15 protein-coding genes are annotated in these 13237 nt (G+C 64.7%); 8 read left to right on the forward strand and 7 right to left on the reverse strand.

Annotated features, from left to right (window positions below; genetic code table 11):
* Nucleotides 1-51: 51 nt before the first annotated feature.
* From MKI88_RS07385 to MKI88_RS07395, 3 genes are read right to left on the reverse strand one after another with little or no spacing between them, the layout of a single operon-like run.
* Nucleotides 52-615 (reverse strand): RNA polymerase sigma factor, encoded by a 564-nt coding sequence (locus MKI88_RS07385; RefSeq protein ID WP_241630375.1) that lies wholly within the window; start codon nt 613-615, stop codon nt 52-54.
* Nucleotides 612-1055: a periplasmic heavy metal sensor gene (locus tag MKI88_RS07390; protein ID WP_241630376.1), complete on the reverse strand. Its 444-nt coding sequence runs from the start codon at nt 1053-1055 to the stop codon at nt 612-614. The genes MKI88_RS07385 and MKI88_RS07390 overlap by 4 nt, the downstream gene beginning before the upstream one ends.
* On the reverse strand, nt 1052-1327 hold the full coding sequence (locus MKI88_RS07395; protein ID WP_241630378.1) for a hypothetical protein: 276 nt from the start codon (nt 1325-1327) through the stop codon (nt 1052-1054). The genes MKI88_RS07390 and MKI88_RS07395 overlap by 4 nt, the downstream gene beginning before the upstream one ends.
* A 132-nt stretch (nt 1328-1459) precedes the next feature.
* Here MKI88_RS07395 and copC point away from each other — a divergent pair, with 132 nt between their 5' ends.
* The 5 genes from copC to MKI88_RS07420 all read left to right on the forward strand — a co-directional run bounded on the left by copC (nt 1460) and on the right by MKI88_RS07420 (nt 6076).
* Nucleotides 1460-1846 (forward strand): copper homeostasis periplasmic binding protein CopC, encoded by a 387-nt coding sequence (gene copC, locus MKI88_RS07400; RefSeq protein WP_241630380.1) that lies wholly within the window; start codon nt 1460-1462, stop codon nt 1844-1846.
* A 3-nt stretch (nt 1847-1849) separates the two neighbouring features.
* On the forward strand, nt 1850-2782 hold the full coding sequence (gene copD, locus MKI88_RS07405; RefSeq protein ID WP_241630382.1) for a copper homeostasis membrane protein CopD: 933 nt from the start codon (nt 1850-1852) through the stop codon (nt 2780-2782).
* Nucleotides 2783-2860: 78 nt separating this feature from the next.
* Nucleotides 2861-5227 (forward strand): heavy metal translocating P-type ATPase, encoded by a 2367-nt coding sequence (locus MKI88_RS07410; protein WP_241630384.1) that lies wholly within the window; start codon nt 2861-2863, stop codon nt 5225-5227.
* Nucleotides 5224-5613, forward strand: coding sequence for a Cu(I)-responsive transcriptional regulator (gene cueR / locus MKI88_RS07415; protein WP_241630385.1), 390 nt, complete (start codon nt 5224-5226; stop codon nt 5611-5613). The genes MKI88_RS07410 and cueR overlap by 4 nt, the downstream gene beginning before the upstream one ends.
* Before the next feature lie 118 nt (nt 5614-5731).
* On the forward strand, nt 5732-6076 hold the full coding sequence (locus MKI88_RS07420; protein ID WP_241630388.1) for a Rap1a/Tai family immunity protein: 345 nt from the start codon (nt 5732-5734) through the stop codon (nt 6074-6076).
* Nucleotides 6077-6258: 182 nt separating this feature from the next.
* Here MKI88_RS07420 and MKI88_RS07425 read toward each other — a convergent pair whose 3' ends face one another.
* The 4 genes from MKI88_RS07425 to MKI88_RS07440 all read right to left on the reverse strand — a co-directional run bounded on the left by MKI88_RS07425 (nt 6259) and on the right by MKI88_RS07440 (nt 10824).
* A complete protein-coding gene (locus tag MKI88_RS07425; RefSeq protein ID WP_241630389.1) occupies nt 6259-6645 on the reverse strand; it encodes a nuclear transport factor 2 family protein in 387 nt (128 codons plus the stop codon).
* A gap of 61 nt (nt 6646-6706) precedes the next feature.
* Entirely contained in the window at nt 6707-7153 is a 447-nt protein-coding gene (locus tag MKI88_RS07430; RefSeq protein WP_241630391.1) for a hypothetical protein, read from the reverse strand.
* 53 nt (nt 7154-7206) lie between these two features.
* Nucleotides 7207-8532 carry an MFS transporter gene (locus MKI88_RS07435; RefSeq protein ID WP_241630393.1) on the reverse strand — a complete coding sequence of 442 codons (1326 nt, stop codon included), beginning with the start codon at nt 8530-8532 and terminating at the stop codon, nt 7207-7209.
* A 162-nt stretch (nt 8533-8694) separates the two neighbouring features.
* Nucleotides 8695-10824 carry a hypothetical protein gene (locus tag MKI88_RS07440; protein ID WP_241630395.1) on the reverse strand — a complete coding sequence of 710 codons (2130 nt, stop codon included), beginning with the start codon at nt 10822-10824 and terminating at the stop codon, nt 8695-8697.
* A gap of 203 nt (nt 10825-11027) precedes the next feature.
* Here MKI88_RS07440 and MKI88_RS07445 point away from each other — a divergent pair, with 203 nt between their 5' ends.
* The 3 genes from MKI88_RS07445 to MKI88_RS07455 all read left to right on the forward strand — a co-directional run bounded on the left by MKI88_RS07445 (nt 11028) and on the right by MKI88_RS07455 (nt 13232).
* Nucleotides 11028-11261, forward strand: a complete 234-nt coding sequence (locus tag MKI88_RS07445; RefSeq protein ID WP_348636246.1) for an RtcB family protein — start codon at nt 11028-11030, stop codon at nt 11259-11261.
* 3 nt (nt 11262-11264) lie between these two features.
* A complete protein-coding gene (locus tag MKI88_RS07450; RefSeq protein ID WP_241630397.1) occupies nt 11265-11498 on the forward strand; it encodes an RNA 3'-terminal phosphate cyclase in 234 nt (77 codons plus the stop codon).
* Nucleotides 11499-11630: 132 nt separating this feature from the next.
* The gene (locus MKI88_RS07455) at nt 11631-13232 is read left to right on the forward strand and encodes a DUF4153 domain-containing protein (RefSeq protein WP_241630398.1); all 1602 of its coding nucleotides are present in this window, start codon (nt 11631-11633) and stop codon (nt 13230-13232) included.
* Nucleotides 13233-13237 lie beyond the last annotated feature (5 nt).

A 13237-nucleotide genomic window follows, 5' to 3' on the forward strand; every position in this document is an offset into this window, starting at 1 on the left:
CGTCCCTGAACGTTGCGTATGTCCCATGAAGACCAATACGCAAGGGCGCGTTCAATCCCTCAACATTTCTTCCAGTTTCTTCCGCGCGCGATAGAGGCGGGTCTCGACAGTTTTTTCACTGACACCAAGCACTTGCGCTGTTTCGGCCTGCGAGAGGCCCTCGATCATGCGCAGCACCAGCGGCTCCTTCAGCGACGCGGGCAGAGCCGCGATCGCCTCGGCTGCACGGGCCAGTTCTCCCCGGTCGGCCAGCGCGACGTCGATCGGAACCGCGGTGTCCGCAACCTGCTCGGCATCGCTGATCGGTGCGGCAAAGGTCAAAAATCTGCGAACGAGGCGTCGCCGTGCCCAGTCATGGCATTTGTTGAGCGCGATGCGCGAGATCCACAGGCGAAAGGGTCGTGACCCATCATAGCGCGCAAGTGCCGAAAAGGCAGCGATGAAGCTGTTCTGGGTGACGTCGAGCGCCTCGTCAGCATCGCCGATATTGCCGCGCACCAGCCGGTATACCGCATCGCGATGGCGCCGCATCAGTTCGGCATAGGCGGCCTGCCGCCCCGACAATGCGAGCGCTGCCAACTCGCCGTCCGAACGATCGGCAAGGTGTGGCGTCACCGGTCCGCGGCCGTCAGCGCTTTCACCACGGCCTCGTCGAACCTGGCGGCCTGGTCGGGCCTGAGCACGCCGCGCATCGCAAAGATGTGTTCGAGCGTCTCCTTCTGGAGCTGTCCCATCGCCGCATGCGAACGATCGACCGCCGCGCCGACCTTCGGCCCATATCCGCGTTCGGCCTCGATGGCTTCGGCGAGGCGCGCATTGTCGGCCCGGAGTTCGAGTTCGAGCGCGCGACGCCGCACCGCGAAACGCTTCTCGATCAGCTCGATCTTTGCGTGCTGGGCGGCATCGAGTTTCAACTCCTGGTGCAGCAGTTCATGAAGTTCGTTCTCGACCGGTCGTTCGGGCACCACGAATTCGCGGCCAACGATCACGCCCGCGATCGCCGCAACGAAGGCGATCACGGCCATGAGGACGATATATTTATTGTTCCGGGTCATTCGGTGCCGAGCAGCGTCGAAGGCGCAAGCTCAGACGGAGCCCCGAAGGGCGAGATCGGTGCTGCCCTGGCCGGCGCGCCAGGCATTGCGGAGCCGGCCACGCCGATGATGAGCGCGAACGCGGCCGCCATGCCGAGCCCGGTCGCGCCCGGTGTCGCAGGTGCGTTCGCTCGCGCCGCCAGTTCGCTGAAGACGGCGGTGTCGATCGTCGACAGCTCCGGATGAACCGGGCTTTGCGCCAGGCGCGCCAGCATGGCGTCAATGTCGGTCATGCATCATTCTCCCGTGCATCATTCCCTATACGCAGCCGCAGCGATTTTCCCTCACCGGGCTTTTGCGAAATGTTCTCGAGGGATCGGCCCCCGGCCTGCGTATTGAGCATATCGCCCCTGAAGGAGATACCAATGAACTTTGCGCGTACATTCATCGCCTCGGCCTTGCTCGGTGGTCTGGCCATGGCCTCGCCTGCGCTTGCGCACCCCAAGCTCCTGTCGTCGCAGCCGGCGGCGAACGCCACCGTCAGCAAGCCGACGCGCATCACGCTCGCCTTCAGCGAAAAGCTGGTGCCGCAGATGTCGGGCCTGAGCGTTGTGATGACGGGCATGCCCGGCATGGCCAATCATGCGCCGATGAAGATGAGCGGCTTCAAGACTACGGTCTCGCCCGACGGCAAGACGCTCGTCGCGACCTTCGCGCGTCCGCTGCCCGCAGGCACCTATCAGGCAGAGTGGCATGTCGTCTCGGCCGACACGCACCGTGTGGAGGGCAAGGTCGCCTTCACAGTGAAGTAAGCCGTGGACGATTGGCCGGTCATCATCGTCCGCTTCGGGCTCTTCGCCGATCTGGGGCTGTTGTTCGGCATCCCGCTGTTCGGGCTTTATGCTATGGGCGGCCGGGCGGATCGACATGACCTCGTGCCGTTTCGATCGCTGATCCCGGGTCTCGCGGTCGGTGGCATCGGCCTCTCGCTCCCTGGCTTTGCACTCCAGGCCGCGGCGATGGCGGGAACGCGACCTGAGGAGGTGGATAGCGCGACGCTCGCCATGCTCGTGACCGAGACGAGCCTTGGCTGGGCGCTCATCGCACGATTGGCTGCGCTGCTTGTGGCGGCGGGATGCGCCTTTGCGTTCGCGGGACGGCCGGCTGCGGCCCTGACGATTGCGACGGTTGCCGGAGCCATCGCCGTCGCAACGCTCGCCTGGTCGGGGCATGGGGGCGCGACCGAAGGTGCCTTGGGCATCGTCCACCTGCTTTCCGACATCCTCCATCTTCTCGCGGCGGCCGCGTGGCTCGGGGCGCTTCTCGTCTTCCTGATCCTCGTGGTTCGCCATCGCACCCGCGAGGACGCCGGAATGGCCCGGCTGGCCCACCGCGCACTGGCGGGATTTTCGGTCGCAGGCACGATCATGGTCGTGCTGATCATGGCAACCGGGCTGGTGAACGGTGTGTTCGTTGTCGGGCTGGCGCAACTCCGGGACTTGCCAGCGACGCTCTATGGCCAGCTCCTGCTCGTGAAGCTGGCGTTGTTCGCAGCAATGCTGGTCCTTGCCGCAATCAACCGCTTCCATCTGACACCGACGTTTGAAGCCGCGATCGAAGCGGGCGACATGCGAGAGGCGATATGGCGATTGCAGCGCAGCCTCGCGGTGGAGACCGGTTTCGCGCTGTTGATCCTCGCGCTGGTGGCCTGGCTCGGGACGCTCGCACCCCCGGCGGCCGCGGCATAGCGCGGCCAAGTGGAATCGCTCTTGACCCTGACATGATGTCAGACCCTAGATCGGTCCGCGTCGAAAAGGAGAAGAGCAATGACCGATTCGAAACCAGCGACGCACTCCACTGCGCATGGCGGTTGCGGCGGGCACGATGGTCATGCCGCGCACGCCGTGGCGCACGATCCGGTTTGCGGCATGACCGTCGATCCCGAACAGACCCCGCACAATGCCCGCCATGCAGGAAGTATCTATTATTTCTGCTGCGCCGGATGCCAGGCCAAGTTCGTGGCCGATCCCGGGCGCACATTGTCCGACAGCCGCTCAGAGCCCGCTGAGGTGCCGCCCGGCGCAATATGGACCTGTCCGATGCATCCCGAAATCCGGCAGGATCATCCGGGCGCATGCCCGATCTGCGGCATGGCGCTCGAGCCCGAAATGGTCAGCGCCGATAGCGGCCCGAGCCCCGAACTTGCCGACATGTCCAGGCGATTCTGGGTGGCCCTGGCGCTGACCGTCCCCGTCTTCCTTCTCGAAATGGGCGGCCACCTCATCCCCTCGCTCCATCATCTGGTGACGCCAAGGGTATCGACCTGGATCCAGTTCGCGCTGGCCACCCCCGCGGTGCTATGGGCGGGCTGGCCGTTCTTCGAGCGCGGCGGGGCTTCGGTCAGGACGCGCAACCTCAACATGTTCACGCTGATCGCAATGGGAACGGGGGTGGCCTGGGCCTACAGCGTCGTCGCCACCCTCGCTCCCGGCATCTTTCCCGCTGCCTTTCGGGCAGCGGATGGATCAGTTGCCGTCTATTTCGAGGCGGCGGCGGTCATCACGGTGCTCGTGCTCCTTGGTCAGGTGCTCGAACTTCGTGCCCGCGAAAGGACATCGGGTGCGATCAAGGCGCTCCTCAACCTCGCGCCCAGGACCGCGCGCCGTATCGGTGCGGGCGGGGACGAGGAGGAGATCACACTCGACCTGGTCGACGTCGGTGACCGGTTGCGCGTCCGCCCCGGCGAGAAGGTGCCGGTCGACGGCGTTGTGGAGGACGGGCGCTCGTCGCTCGACGAATCCATGGTCACCGGGGAATCGATGCCCGTCACCAAGTCCATGGGCGACGTCGTGATCGGTGGCACGCTCAACCAGACCGGCGCGCTCGTGATCCGTGCCGACAAGGTCGGACGCGACACGCTGCTCGCGCGGATCGTCCAGATGGTCGCCGAGGCGCAACGCTCGCGGGCGCCGATCCAGCGCATGGCGGACCGCGTATCCGGTTGGTTCGTGCCGCTGGTACTCGGCGTGGCGGTGAGCGCCTTCATCGTCTGGGGCATATGGGGGCCGGAACCGCGCTTCGCGCATGGTCTCATCGCCGCGGTGGCAGTCCTCATCATCGCCTGCCCGTGCGCACTGGGGCTTGCGACGCCCATGTCGATCATGGTGGGCGTGGGGCGCGGTGCGGGCCTTGGCGTGCTCATCAAGAATGCCGAAGCGCTCGAGCGCATGGAGAAGGTCGACACGCTCGTCGTCGACAAGACCGGTACGCTCACTGAGGGACGCCCCTCGGTCACCCGGATCGTTGCGGCCGAAGGGTTCGAGGAAGGCGAGGTGCTGCGCCTGTCCGCCGGCGTGGAGCGCGCATCCGAGCACCCGCTGGCACTCGCGGTCGTAGCTGCCGCAACCGACCGGAAGATCGCGATACCCGATGTCGCGGAATTCGACTCACCGACCGGCAAGGGCGCCCTGGGAACCGTCGAAGGCAAACGGATCGCGCTCGGCAATGCCGCCTTCCTCCAGGAAATGGGGGTCGACACATCGTCGCTCGAAGGTCAGGCCGATGCGCTTCGCGCGGATGGAGCCACAGCGATCTTTGCCGCGATCGACGGTCGCGTTGCGGGAATCCTCGCGATCGCCGACGCGGTCAAGCCGACGACGCCCGAGGCGCTCGCGGCTCTGCGCGAGGCGGGCATTCGCGTGGTGATGCTGACCGGCGACAATCGCACCACGGCCGAGGCGGTTGCGCGGCAACTCGGCATCGAGGAGGTCGAAGCCGAAGTGTTGCCCGATCAGAAAAGCGCGGTCGTCGCGCGTCTGAAGGCCGAGGGGCGTGTGGTCGCGATGGCAGGCGACGGCGTCAACGACGCGCCGGCGCTCGCGGCAGCGGACGTCGGGATCGCGATGGGTTCGGGCACCGATGTCGCGATCGAGAGCGCCGGCGTCACCCTGCTCAAAGGTGATCTGAACGGAATCGCGCGCGCCCGAAGGCTCAGTGAGGCGACGATGTCGAATATCCGCCAGAATCTCTTCTTCGCGTTCATCTACAATGCGGCAGGTGTGCCGATCGCCGCCGGGCTGCTCTATCCCGTCTTCGGCATCCTGCTTTCACCGATCATCGCTGCAGCGGCGATGGCGCTCTCGTCGGTGAGCGTCGTCGCCAACGCGCTGCGTCTCAATCGGGCGTCGTTGTGAACATCGGGGCGGTGTCGGAGGCGAGCGGCGTCTCGCAGCGGATGATCCGGCATTACGAGAAGATCGGTCTCATCCCGGCACCGCCCCGCCGCGACAGCGGCTATCGCGACTATTCGCAAGCCGATGTCTACCGACTGCGCTTCATCGCCAATGCGCGCGATCTTGGCTTTCCGATCGAGGAGCTCCGCGCCCTGCTTGGACTATGGTCGGATTCCGCTCGCGCCAGCAGTGAGGTCAAGCGGCTCGCGCTTGCCCGGGCCGAGGAGCTGAAGCGCAAATCCGAAGCGCTCGATGCATTGCGCAGGACGCTCGTCGATCTCGCCGAGCGGTGCCATGGGAATGAGCGGCCCGAATGTCCCATCATCGATGCGCTTGCGGCCCGTTGACCATGAAGTGGTCCGCGACGCTGTTGCGGTTGCCTGGCAAGCGACATCGGCTCTAGCCGACTTGCCCGGCCCCGCCGGGCGTTGCATTGTCAGCGCGTTCTAATTCCGGGAGGAATGAATGAAACGGCTTATCGGTGCTGTTACGATCGCGATGTCGATCGCGATTTCGACATCGCCAGCGCAAGCGAAATGGATGGATGGCAATGAACTGCTGGCCATTTGCGACAGCTCTGACAGCGCCGACAAGATACAGTGCATGGGCTATATTCAAGGGGTGCTGGATGCGTCGGATTCGTCGCTCGGCTCGAAGGAAATCCCGCCGGTCGACACGCCCGACAACGTTACCGCCGGGCAGTTGAAAGATATTGTGATCGCCTATCTGAAAGCAAATCCGGAAAAGCGGCACACGCAAGCCTCTGATCTGGTGTTTACCGCTTTGGTGCGCGCATTTGGCCAAAAATGACCTGGCCCCGAATTTTCCCAATTGTGCCGAGAGACAACAATTGGGCCGCGAGCAGCGGGAAGCGCCTCGTCTCTTTCATAGGGTCTCCCGGTCTCTTTCCTTTCGGCGCCTTGCCACCCGCATCGCTCCCTGCGGCGGTGCAGAGGACCGAACCGCCGAATGCGCGGTGGGTAAGAACGGCGTCAGTCATAGAAATGGCGCTCCTCTGCGATCTGGCCGCCGCGCACGGTGTAGAGGGCGATTTCGGTGAAGGGCTGGCGCTCGCCGCTGGCGCGGTCGACGATCACCATGTCGAGAAACAGCGCGAACTGGTTGCCGGTCACGAACGGGCCATCGATGCCGATTTCGTCGATTCGGGAGCTGCCGAAGCGGGCATTGCACTTGATCCGCGCCGCATCGATTCCCGCAGCCGTGGCCTGAATGCCGCCGGGCAAGGCAGCCGGTTCGATGCTGGTCACGTCCGGCGCCCAATATCGATCCCCGGCGGCCTCGAACCGGCCCGCGCGCAGCATTGCGGTGAAATCGCGGGCGATCTCTTCGATGGATGCCATGGCCGCCTCCCCGGACATTGGTGAACGTGGCAGGCGGTGCGGGGGTATGTGCCGCCTGCCATGATCCCGGAATGGATCCCTATTTCAGGATCAGTTCCTGATATTCGGTGCTGCCGAGCTGTTCGCGCATCTTGCCGCGCTCGCCCGAGGCCGCGACCGCCTGGCGATCGTCCTGCGACAGCAGGGCGTTGACCTTTTTCCGCATCGCTTCCTGCTGCGCGGTGGTCTGGTAATCCTTATATTCGACGACCAGGACCAGATCGGGCTCGCCGGCGCGGGGGTTGTTTGTCGCCAGCACATGATAGTTGACGACCACGCCTTCGGTCTTGCCCAATTCCTGGATCTTCTTCCAGCTGGTCGCCAGCCAATCCATGTAATTTTCGAACTGGCCGGGCAGCACGTCGATGCGACCGACCTCCCAGACCGTACCGGGCTTGTAGCTCGATTCCTGCGCCAGAGCGGGCGTGACCTGCGCGGCGGCGATCAGCATCGCGGCCCCGGCAACGAATGTTTTCATCATCGTCATTGTCTCCTCCTCTCAACCTGCCGCCCGGGTTCGGGCGGCCATTCACGAACGAGCTAGGCCGGCACGGCGCCTGCAGAGATGTCCCGCATGCGCAGTTGATGGCGCAGAAGCAGGATCAGCGCCGACATCAGCAGCGCGATGAGCGAAAAGGCGATCAGTGCGAGCTGGAAGCTGCCGGTCGCATCCCTGGCCGCGCCCCATCCATAGGGGGCGACGAAGGCCCCGATCTGAGAAATGGTGTTGATCGCCGCCGCCCCGATGGCGAGCTCGCGCACATGCAGAGCTTCCGCCCAGCCCGACGACGTCAGCATCGGAATGGCGAAACACAAGGTCGCGAAGGCGAGATAGGCGATGCAAACCAGAAGCGGCGACGGCGACAGGCCCATGACCAGCACCGCGCCGGCGAGCATGATGCCGCACCAGAAGGCGGCACCCCAACGGTCGCCGCGGCGGTCGGCATGGTTGCCGAGCACAAAGATGGCTGCCGCGCCCGAAAGACCGCCGAGCGCGACCAGATAGCCGATCGACCTGGTATCCAACGGGGTCGCGTCATGCAGGATCAGCGGTGCGTTGAGGATCACCGTCGTGATCACGCCAATCAACAGAAAGCCGATCGCGCCGAGCAACAGGACGCGCGGATTGCGGAATGCAGCCAGGACATTGTGCCCCATGGGCGCGCCGATCCGTGCCTGTTCGCGCGCCAGCGCGGTATGGATCCACTCCTTTTCGGCCGGCGTGAGCCACGCCACCGTTGCCGGTGCATCGGGCAGGTAGCGCAGCACCACCAGTCCGAACAGGACGGTCGGAAGGCCCTGCACGAGGAACAGCCATTGCCAGCCATGCAGTCCGCCGGTGCCATCAAGCGCCAGCAACCATCCCGACATGCTCCCCATCGCCACCGATGCCAGCGGCGAGGCGATGAAGAAACGGCTGACCGCGCGGCTGCGATGGCAGGGCGGAAACCAGCTCGCGAAATAGAAGATGACGCCGGGGTAGAACCCGGCTTCCGCCACGCCGAGCAGGAAGCGGAGCGCGTAAAATTGCAATGGCGTCGCGACGAGCATCATCGCCGCGGAGAGCAGTCCCCATGTGATCATGATCCGCGCAATCCATTTGCGCGCGCCAAAGCGCACGAGCATCAGGTTGGACGGGATTTCGAATAGAGCGTAACCTAGGAAGAACAGGCCGCCACCGAGACCGTAGATCGTTGCGCTGAACTTCAGATCCTCGTTCATGTGCGCCGCTGCGAAGCTGACGTTGACGCGGTCCATATAGGCAAAGAGATAGGCGACCAGGATCAGCGGCAGGATGCGCCAGAACGCCTTGCCCATCGCCGAGCGTCCTATCGCCGATACGTGCCTGGGGTGGTCCGCCGCCATGACCTTCTCTCCGGTGCAGACACGGTTTCCCCGTCGCCGGAACCGGGGGTTTCCCGGCTCGCGCCAGCCGTTTCAAAATGTCTGCGATGTCCGCCGCGGAGTGTGCGTTTCCGTAACGTCAGCCGTCAACCGCGCCTTCGTCAATAAAGCGTCAATCGGGCGTCAATTCGATGAGGATGGCGGCGTTTCCACGCGATTGCCGGGCGATGGCAACAGGTCGGGCCAGCCATATTTGTCCCACGCGGCCGCCATGCCGATGCGCTGGGCAAAGGGAATGAATTCGGGGTGCTGCCAGATTCGCCGGATCGGATCGACATCGGCCCAGATCGACAACAGGCATAGCGTGTTGGCGGGCGTGATCGCCCTGCCGACCGCATCGAACAGCCGTTCGGCGTGGCCCGTGAAGATCGCGGGCAAAACGATCGTGGGATCGGCGGGATCGTGCAACTGCGTCTGCAACATGTCCAGCATGGCGCAATAGGTCGCGCGATCCTCGTCACGGCCACTGCACACGCCCCTGGCAGCGACCTGCCAATAGGCGTCCATCACGGCCGGAGGCATCGGCTCGGTCCCGGCCGGCGGGAAGATGACCTTGTTCAGCAGCGCCCGGGTTTGCTGATATTGCGCGACGGCAAGGTCGTGCTGACCCGATGCCGCGGTTGCCACCGCAAGCCACATCGAGGGAAAGCCAAGATCGACCACGCGCTGCCCCGCCTCGATCGCCGCATCGATGTCGCCCAGATTGAACTGCCCGACCGATCGCAGGTTGAATTTCCTGCCATCGACCGGATCCTGATCGATCGCCGCCTCGACATATTGCATCGCTTCGGAGGTTCGTCCGCAATACAGCAGGAACGAGCCGAGCCGCATGCAGACCGCCGGATTGTTGGGTTCAAGCCGATAGCCCCTGAACGCCAGATCGAGAGCTCCGACGATATCGTTCCGGGTCCACTGATGGACCCCCAGCAGCGAATAGGCGTAGCCAACGCCGGGGGCCAGGCCGATCGCGGTGCGCGCGCAGTCTGCCATGCGTTCTGATTCCGCGGCCCGGTCGAGGCATGGCGTATAGACCGCGATGAGCTGATGCGCTTCGGCCAGCGCGATCCACGCTTCGGCAAATTGGGGATCGAGCGCCACGGCCTGCTCGAGCAGGCCGACCGCAGTGCCCAGCACCCCATCGCCGAACACCCGCGCGCTCAACGCGCGGCCTTGCAGGAACAGGTCGTAGGCTTCCTTGCTACGGGTCATGCCGCGCGCGGGCGGCGACGCCATCGCGATACCAAGTGCATTGCCGATCGCACTCGTCACGGCCTGCGCCACGGTTGCCTGCAGCGCGAATATTCCGTCGAGCGATCCATCGTAGCGCTGGCCCCAGCTCTCGAAACCCGTCGCGCCGTCGATCAGGTGGATATGGATGCGCAACTTTTCGCCTTGCCGTTGAACCGAGCCTTCGATGAGGTGCGATACGCGCAATGCTTTTGCGATTTCGGGCGGCGCCAACGGCGAGTCCCTGAAGTGGAACGAAGAGGTCCGCCCGGCGACCAGCAATTGCGGCACCTGACCAAGTGTCGTGATCAACTCCTCGGCGAGGCCGTCGGCAAAATATTCCTGCGCATCGCGCGCACCGACGGACTGGAAGGGCAGGACCGCGATTCGCGTCCGGTCGCCGCCCGCTGCAGCGATTGCGACCGGCGGCACACCAGAGCTTCGCATGGGCCAGGCACCGCGCAGCCGTGCGTGCATCTCCCGGTTGCCCGCGCGTTCCAGCGCGGCCAGCGCCGCCTCCACTATGGCGTGCAGCCGCTTCTCGGAATCGCCGCTTCGCCGCGCAAGCCATTGGTTGAACAGGCCGCCAAAGTCCATCTGGTCGAGAACCGGTTTCGTGCCGATGGCATGGAGTTGCTCGATGGCGCCCGCAAAATCACCGCCCGCCAAAGCGGCCTCAAGCGCATCCAGATCGGTCAGGATCGAACCGGGACGAAGCGCGACGCTGTTTCGCGAGACATCGAGAATCTCGGCTCCGCGTGGAGCGAGCAGCTTCCCGAGATCGAGCAGACATTGTCGCAAGCTCGCTCTGGCATGCGCTTCGAAGCGGCCGGGCCACAGGAGCTTGCTCAGGAAATCACGTTCAATCGCTTCGTTCCGGGCAAGGCACAGCATCGCGAGCAAGGCGCGCGCACGACGGTTGGTGATGATGATTTCGTCGTTGTCGGCGGTGCGGAGCTGGAACGTGCCGAACAATGTGGCGTAGGCCGCCGGCTGGATTGGGCCTGGTGCCCCCACCTTTTCCATTTGCCAGATCCCACCCTCCCGGCCAATGCCTGTCACTAGCGCAGGCTCGACCGAACCGGCAATCGCAATCTCTCGCGGTCTCAATCCTCGAAGCGATGCGACGACAGCTCTGTGGGTCGTCATGGTATCCCTGACAGTGAAAGAACGGCGCGCGATGCCGGGCGAATCACGACACCGGGAACGCCAAGCCCTTCGACGCGGAGCTGGAGGCGGTGAACTGCCATCACAATTATGTGACGCGCGAGAACCATTTCGGCGCGAACGTGCTCGTCACCCGCAAGGGGGCGGTGCGCGCGGCGATGGGCGTGATGGGGATCATCCCCCGCTCGGTGGGGGCGCAGGCCGACCTTGTCGAGATCGTCCACACATTGAAGCAGCTCGTGTGCGTGAAAGGCGAAGAGCCTTTTCGCACACCACAGGGGATATCACGATCATAATCGATGGATCCGAAGGGGAGGGCGGAGGCCAGATCGTCCGCAATGCCTGCGCACTGGCGCTGGCCACCGGCCGACCAGCTTCTGCTGCCATTCGCGCTGGCGGGCGGAGGGCGGTTCACGACCGTCAAGCCGAGCCAGCACGCGCTGACTGCGGCCGATGTGATTGCGCTCTTCACGGACAGGCGATGCTCGTTCGAACAACAGCCGGACGGCGTGCATCTGGTGTCGGTGGCGTAAACCGCGATGAGATCCCGTGCGGCGCGCTGCACGGGATCTGCACAGGATCGAGACGGTTTGCGCGCACGTTGCCCGCACGCATTTGGGATTCGATCGGGCATATCTCTCCGGGTATCAACCGGGGAGAGATTTGTGGCCTCGATTTTGTTGCCGCCGCGGCGGCTCACATTTGCTTTCAAGGTCTGTGTCGCGGTCGCGCTTGTCGTGGTCGCGGACATACTGTTCTACCAGCGTCAGCAATTTGGCGGGTTCATCGGCCTGTTCGCGCTCATATGGCTCGTCGGTACTGCGTTCTGTGCCCCTGCGCTCTGGCGGCGTAGAAGCGCATGGATCGCGGCGCTGTGCGCGGTGCTGGCGGGCGGCGCACTGGTATTCGATCCCAGCCTGCTGGCCTGGACCTTGTTCTGGACCGCGCTCAGCATGGCGGCACTGCTTCCGGCGACCGGGCGGTTCGACGATGGCTGGCGATGGTTTCAGCGCCTTTTGATTCATGCCGTCCGCAGCATTGCCGGGCCGATCGCAGACGTCTTCAGGCTTCGACGGATCCGCCGCGGTCGGCGGGTGATGTCGGCGGTTGTCGCCATGTTGCCGGTGCTGGTTCTACCGATAGCCGGCAGCGCCGTCATTCTGCTGCTCTTCGCGCTGGCAAATCCGGTCATCGGCGACGCGCTCGGCGCGATATCGCTACCGGAATTCTCGCCGACCACCATCGCTCGCTCGCTCTTCTGGGCCATACTCTTCACGCTCGTCTGGGGGACGCTGCGTCCCAGGCGAGCATCCCAGCTGCTTGCCACGTTCGATGGCAGCGGCGATGTCACGCTGGCTGGCGTAAGCCTTGGATCGGTGACGCTGTCGCTCGTCCTCTTCAATCTGCTCTTCGCGCTGCAGAATGCGCTCGACATCGCCTATCTGTGGGGTGGCCTGCCGCTCCCCGATGGCATGACGCTGGCCGAATATGCGCATCGCGGCGCCTATCCCCTGATCGCGACCGCGCTTCTCGCCGGGCTTTTCGTGATCGTGACGCTGCGGCCGGGTTCACAGACGGCGGCCAATCCGCGCGTCCGCCGGTTGCTCGTTCTCTGGATCGCGCAGAATATCCTCCTCGTCGCCTCCACGATCCTGCGGACGCTCGACTATGTCGACGCCTATTCACTGACGCGCCTGCGCATTGCGGCGCTTGCGTGGATGGGGCTGGTTGCGCTCGGCCTGGTCCTGATCTGCTGGCGGATGCTGAGGGGCAAGAGTTCTGCCTGGCTCATCAATTCGAACCTGATCGCCGCGGGCTCGCTACTCATGGCATTCTGCTTCGTGGATACCGGCGCGGTTGCCGCGGCGTGGAATGTGCGCCATGCCCGTGAAGTCGGCGGCAGGGGAACGGCGCTCGATCTCTGCTACCTGAACGCCCAGCGCGGTTCGGCGCTGATTTCGCTCGTCGAACTCGAGCAGCGCAGGCTCGCCCCTCAATTCGGGGCTCGCGTCCGCGCGGTGCGCCATCGGGTGATGGCCGATCTGGCCTATCAGCAGAACAATGGCGGCTGGACATGGCGAAATGCCCAACGCCTGGCTGCAGCGCGCCAACGTATCGGCCAGCAACCCGACATCCCGGTGCCGGGCCAGCGCGATTGCGCGGGGCGCCTCATGCCGCCGCCCGAACCGCAGTTGACGCCGGATGAAGCCGAGACACCCTCCCCCGCGACCCCACCCGCGCCGTTGACACCGGAAGCGCAACGATGATCATG

Source organism: Sphingomonas sp. LaA6.9, assembly GCF_022601895.1.
Lineage (GTDB): Bacteria > Pseudomonadota > Alphaproteobacteria > Sphingomonadales > Sphingomonadaceae > Sphingobium_A.

What these genes read in the sequence shown, in the direction of transcription:
- MKI88_RS07390 (WP_241630376.1), bottom strand. Translation starts at nt 1,055, where the DNA reads ATGACCCGGAACAATAAATATATCGTCCTCATGGCCGTGATCGCCTTC.
- MKI88_RS07395 (WP_241630378.1), bottom strand. Translation starts at nt 1,327, where the DNA reads ATGACCGACATTGACGCCATGCTGGCGCGCCTGGCGCAAAGCCCGGTT.
- copC (WP_241630380.1), top strand. Translation starts at nt 1,460, where the DNA reads ATGAACTTTGCGCGTACATTCATCGCCTCGGCCTTGCTCGGTGGTCTG.
- MKI88_RS07410 (WP_241630384.1), top strand. Translation starts at nt 2,861, where the DNA reads ATGACCGATTCGAAACCAGCGACGCACTCCACTGCGCATGGCGGTTGC.
- MKI88_RS07420 (WP_241630388.1), top strand. Translation starts at nt 5,732, where the DNA reads ATGAAACGGCTTATCGGTGCTGTTACGATCGCGATGTCGATCGCGATT.
- MKI88_RS07425 (WP_241630389.1), bottom strand. Translation starts at nt 6,645, where the DNA reads ATGTCCGGGGAGGCGGCCATGGCATCCATCGAAGAGATCGCCCGCGAT.
- MKI88_RS07430 (WP_241630391.1), bottom strand. Translation starts at nt 7,153, where the DNA reads ATGACGATGATGAAAACATTCGTTGCCGGGGCCGCGATGCTGATCGCC.
- MKI88_RS07435 (WP_241630393.1), bottom strand. Translation starts at nt 8,532, where the DNA reads ATGGCGGCGGACCACCCCAGGCACGTATCGGCGATAGGACGCTCGGCG.
- MKI88_RS07440 (WP_241630395.1), bottom strand. Translation starts at nt 10,824, where the DNA reads ATGGAAAAGGTGGGGGCACCAGGCCCAATCCAGCCGGCGGCCTACGCC.
- MKI88_RS07450 (WP_241630397.1), top strand. Translation starts at nt 11,265, where the DNA reads ATGGATCCGAAGGGGAGGGCGGAGGCCAGATCGTCCGCAATGCCTGCG.